The following is a 4,213-nucleotide window of genomic DNA, read 5'->3' on the forward strand; positions in this document are numbered from 1 at the left end:
GATCAGCACTTCCCACCAGCCCGGCTTGCCGGTCACCGGATTGGTGTTGGCGACGTGCTGGTCGCCAGTCAGGGCATGGCAGACGAGAATGGCGTTGGAGCGCGCGTCGTTCAAGCTGCCGTAGGTCTGGTAGGCGATCTGGAAAGGCGAGAGCAGCGTGCCGGCGTCGAGCTTCAGCGGCTTGTCGGGGCCGAACTGCAGCACCGGGCTCGACGGATGGTCGGCCTCGTCGTTGGTTCTTGCAGCGCGCTGAGCGGCCATGCCCGTCCTCGATCCTGTCCCGCATCGGTCTCGACACCACGCGGTGTCCGGCCGGCGGCGGACAACAAAAAACCGGCTTGCCGTCGCAAAGCCGGTTACAGGTTGCAAACGGCCCTTTAGCGAGTTGTTTAACGTGGCTGCAAGCCGACCGGCCAAATCACCACGGAAGTCTGGCTGACCTTCTAGGACCGGAGCCGCTGTTCGTCAACGGGGGTAGCCTCCATGCCGACAGGGGCTGCCGCAAGCGCCAGCACTCGACATTGCAGCCCGTGGCCTGTATTTCCGCTGCGGCCTTGAGGCCTTCTCGACGGATTTGTGACATGAAGCAGGATCAGCCCCGTCCGACGCCCCGCGCGGGCATCATGGACATCGAGGCCTATGTGCCGGGAAAAAGCACCGCGCCGGCCGGCGTGACGAAAGTCTACAAGCTGTCGTCGAACGAAAATCCCCTGGGGCCTTCGCCGAAGGCGATCGAGGCCGCGCGCGAGGTGGCGGCGAAGCTCGACGTCTATCCCGACGGCACGGCGCGGCGGCTGCGCGAGGCGATCGGCGAGGTGCATGGGCTGAACCCTGCGAACATCATCTGCTCCAACGGCTCGGACGAGATCCTGGGGCTTCTGGCGCAGACCTATCTCGCGCCGGGCGACGAGGCCGTGTTCACCGAACACGCCTTCATGGTCTACAAGATCTACATCCAGGCGACGGGCGCCAAGCCGGTGGCGGTGAAGGAAACCGACGAGCGCGCCGATGTCGACGCGATCCTCGCCGCGGTTACGCCCAAGACGCGTATCGTGTTCCTTGCCAATCCGAACAATCCGACCGGCACCTACCTGCCGTTCAGCGAGGTGCGGCGGCTGCATGCCGGCCTGCCGAAGAACGTGCTTCTGGTGCTTGATGCGGCTTACGCCGAATATGTGCGGCGCAACGACTACGAAGCCGGCATCGAGCTTGCCGGCAGCGCCGAGAACGTGGTGATGACACGCACCTTCTCCAAGTTCGGCCTTGGCGGCGCGCGCGTGGGCTGGATGTACGGGCCGGCGCATATCGTCGATGCCATCAACCGTATTCGCGGCCCCTTCAACGTCAATGCCACCGCGATAGAGGCCGGCATCGCCTCGATTCGCGACCGCGCCCATATCGAGCGCAGCGTGACGCATAACGAGAAATGGCTGACATGGCTCAGCGCGGAGCTGACCGGGCTCGGCCTGCGCGTCACGCCCAGCGTCGGCAATTTCGTGCTGATCCATTTTCCCGACGACAAGAAGCATTCGGCTGCGGCCGCGGACGATTACCTGAGCGCGCGCGGCTATATCCTGCGCCGCGTCACCGGCTACGGCTTCCCCAACGCGCTGCGCATGAGCGTCGGCACCGAGGAAGCCAACCGCGGCGTGATCGATGCGCTCAAGACCTTCCTGAAAAGCTAGAACGCCATGGCATCACCGATGTTCGAGAAAATAGCGCTGGTCGGCATCGGCCTGATCGGCTCGTCGCTCGCCCGCGTCATCCGCCGTGAAGGCCTGGCGCGTCATATCGCCATCGCGACGCGCAGCGCATCGACGCTGAAGCGCGCCGAGGAGTTGGGCCTTGGCGATTCCTACACGACGGAGGCAAAAGAAGCGGTGCGCGATGCCGATCTCATCATCGTCTCGGTCCCGGTCGGCTCGTCCGGCGAGGTCGCGGCCGAGATCGCGCCGGCGCTGAAGAAGGGCGCCATCCTCACCGATGTCGGCTCGACCAAGGCTTCCGTCATCGCGCAGATCGAGCCGCACGTGCCGGAAGGCGTGCACTTCATTCCCGGACATCCGCTGGCCGGCACGGAAAAGTCCGGACCCGATGCGGGCTTTGCCGATCTCTTCGAGAACCGCTGGTGCATCTTCACGCCGCTGCCGGGCACCGATCCCGCCGCGCTCGAGACGCTCTCGGAATTCTGGCGGCGCTGCGGCTCCAACATCGATACGATGGACCCGCAGCATCACGACATGACCTTGGCGATCGTGTCGCACCTGCCGCATATCATCGCCTACAACATCGTCGGCACGGCGGACGATCTGGAAGCGGTGACCAAGAGCGAGGTCATCAAATATTCCGCCTCCGGTTTCCGCGATTTCACCCGCCTTGCTGCCTCCGATCCGACGATGTGGCGGGACGTGTGCCTGCACAACAAGGACGCGATCCTGGAGATGCTGGCGCGTTTCTCGGAAGATCTGGCCTCGCTGCAGCGGGCGATCCGCTGGGGCGACGGCGAGAAGCTGTTCGATCTCTTCACCCGCACGCGCGCCATCCGCCGCTCGATCATCGAGGCCGGCCAGGATATCGATGTGCCGGATTTTGGCCGGCAGGCGGTCGAGCATCCCAAAGGGAACTGATATTCAGGTGAGGCCGGCCTGCGAATGCCGGCTTCCTGCGCTTCCGGTGCAGTACGCTCCGCTCCGGTTCTCGGAAGCCACCATTCTCGACTCGGCCTGACCTGATCTCAGCTCCCTTTGCCTCCTCGGACTGGCGGCCAGTGCGCCGCAATCATGGCGAGCGTCTCGGCTCTGTCCGGCGCGCCCAGCCTGCCGCCGAAGCGCAGGCATTTGAGCGCGGCTGCGGCGCTGGCGAAGCGCAGGGCCTTTTCCATCGGCATGGCCTCGGCGAGGCCGACGGCAAAGGCGCCGTGGAAAACGTCGCCGGCGGCGAGCGTATCCACCGCCTTGACCTTCGGTGCCTCGACATGGCGCACGCGTCCGGTCGCCCGGTCGTGCCACCAGGTTCCAGCGGCGCCGCCGGTCACCGCGACAAAGGCATCGGTGCGCGAGCCGAGGTCGGCGCAAGCGCTTTCCGGGTCGAGCGCATGGCCGCAGACGATGCGCGCCGCAGGCTCGGATGCGACGATATGGGAGGCCAACGGCAGAAGCTGCTCCAGCACCTCGACGGGTGCTGTATCGGCATCCAGGATCGCCGGACGGCCGATCGATCTGGCCGCGCTCAAGGCGAGCGCCGCGGCGCCCGGCCAGCGGACATCGACCAGAACGGCGTCGAAGCCGGAGAGGTCGGCGAGCGGCAGCATTTCAGGATCGGCCTGCGCCTTCTTGTCGTAGAAGGGGGCGATGATGCGCTCGCCATGCGCATCGACCATGATCGCGGCCAGCGCCGAACGCGCGCCGGGAACCCGGCGGATAAGGCTGCAGTCGATGCCTTCGGCCTTGATGTCGGCAATCAGCTGGTCGCCGACCGGATCGTCGCCCGCGCTTGCCCATAGCGAGACCTCGGCGCCGAGGCGATGCGCGGCGCAGGCGGCGCTCGTCGCCATGCCGGAAGCGATCTGGACGCCGTCGCTGGCGATGAACTTGCCCTGATGCGCGGGCAGCGTCTCGACTCGGAGAATGGTGTCGAGGGTGAAGGCGCCGACGCTGAGCAGTCTGACCGGCTTCGCCATCATCGTGTTACTCGAGCGGCTTGATCTTGCCGAGCGGAATGAAGCCGAGCGAAGCCTTACCCTTGACGATCTTCAGCGGCATCGACGGTTCCTTCCCGAGCATGGCCAGGGCGGCAAAACCCTGCTCGATTTCGCTTTTATGCTCGGGAACCGCCCCGGCAAGGATGGCCGCCACCGCTTTCGGGTCCCTGAGCTTGATCATCAGGTCCCCGTCGACCAGTCCTTCCGCATCGACGGAGACCGGTCCTGATACGGTGATGCGCGCCGTACCCGACGACAGGTCGAGCCTGGCGATCTCGATCGACTGGCCGCGCAGGCTTTTCGGGGGGGCCGCGATCAGCGCCACGCCGTTCTTCAGCGTCACGTCGCCGCTGCCGTCCAGCGCCGGCAGCACGCGTCCCTCGATAGCGTCGGCATTGATCTCCAGATCGCCGAAGCTGCCGACATAGTTGATGTCCTGGCCGGCCGGCTGCAATTGCCCGGCCGCCTTGCCGGCGCTGAACAGCTGCATCGGATCCGTGTCGTCCTGCGGGT

Annotated in this window: 4 protein-coding genes, 1 pseudogene and 1 riboswitch; of the genes and pseudogenes, 2 read left to right on the forward strand and 3 right to left on the reverse strand. The window is 65.8% G+C overall.

Features of this window, described 5'->3' with window-relative positions; genetic code table 11:
* A pseudogene (metX, locus tag EOA28_RS26795) lies at positions 1-261 on the reverse strand (homoserine O-acetyltransferase); the annotation flags it as partial.
* 96 nt (positions 262-357) lie between these two features.
* Positions 358-435: riboswitch (SAM riboswitch) on the reverse strand.
* Between the two features lie 146 nt (positions 436-581).
* Here metX and hisC point away from each other — a divergent pair.
* Together hisC and EOA28_RS26805 are read left to right on the forward strand one after the other, a co-directional pair.
* Positions 582-1,685 (forward strand): histidinol-phosphate transaminase, encoded by a 1,104-nt coding sequence (gene hisC, locus EOA28_RS26800; protein ID WP_127251818.1) that lies wholly within the window; start codon positions 582-584, stop codon positions 1,683-1,685.
* A gap of 6 nt (positions 1,686-1,691) precedes the next feature.
* On the forward strand, positions 1,692-2,627 hold the full coding sequence (locus tag EOA28_RS26805; protein ID WP_189342200.1) for a prephenate/arogenate dehydrogenase family protein: 936 nt from the start codon (positions 1,692-1,694) through the stop codon (positions 2,625-2,627).
* A 107-nt stretch (positions 2,628-2,734) separates the two neighbouring features.
* Here EOA28_RS26805 and EOA28_RS26810 read toward each other — a convergent pair whose 3' ends face one another.
* Together EOA28_RS26810 and EOA28_RS26815 are read right to left on the reverse strand one after the other, a co-directional pair.
* On the reverse strand, positions 2,735-3,679 hold the full coding sequence (locus tag EOA28_RS26810; RefSeq protein WP_127386216.1) for a sugar kinase: 945 nt from the start codon (positions 3,677-3,679) through the stop codon (positions 2,735-2,737).
* Positions 3,680-3,686: 7 nt separating this feature from the next.
* Positions 3,687-4,213 (reverse strand): DUF2125 domain-containing protein (locus EOA28_RS26815; RefSeq protein WP_128315453.1); only part of this gene is annotated, 527 nt, incomplete at its 5' end.

Source organism: Mesorhizobium sp. M2A.F.Ca.ET.067.02.1.1 (genome assembly GCF_004023285.1).
In the GTDB taxonomy this organism is placed as follows: domain Bacteria; phylum Pseudomonadota; class Alphaproteobacteria; order Rhizobiales; family Rhizobiaceae; genus Mesorhizobium.

Excerpts from the sequence above, each read along its gene's own strand:
- hisC (WP_127251818.1), top strand. The coding sequence starts at position 582 with ATGAAGCAGGATCAGCCCCGTCCGACGCCCCGCGCGGGCATCATGGAC.
- EOA28_RS26805 (WP_189342200.1), top strand. The coding sequence starts at position 1,692 with ATGGCATCACCGATGTTCGAGAAAATAGCGCTGGTCGGCATCGGCCTG.
- EOA28_RS26810 (WP_127386216.1), bottom strand. The coding sequence starts at position 3,679 with ATGGCGAAGCCGGTCAGACTGCTCAGCGTCGGCGCCTTCACCCTCGAC.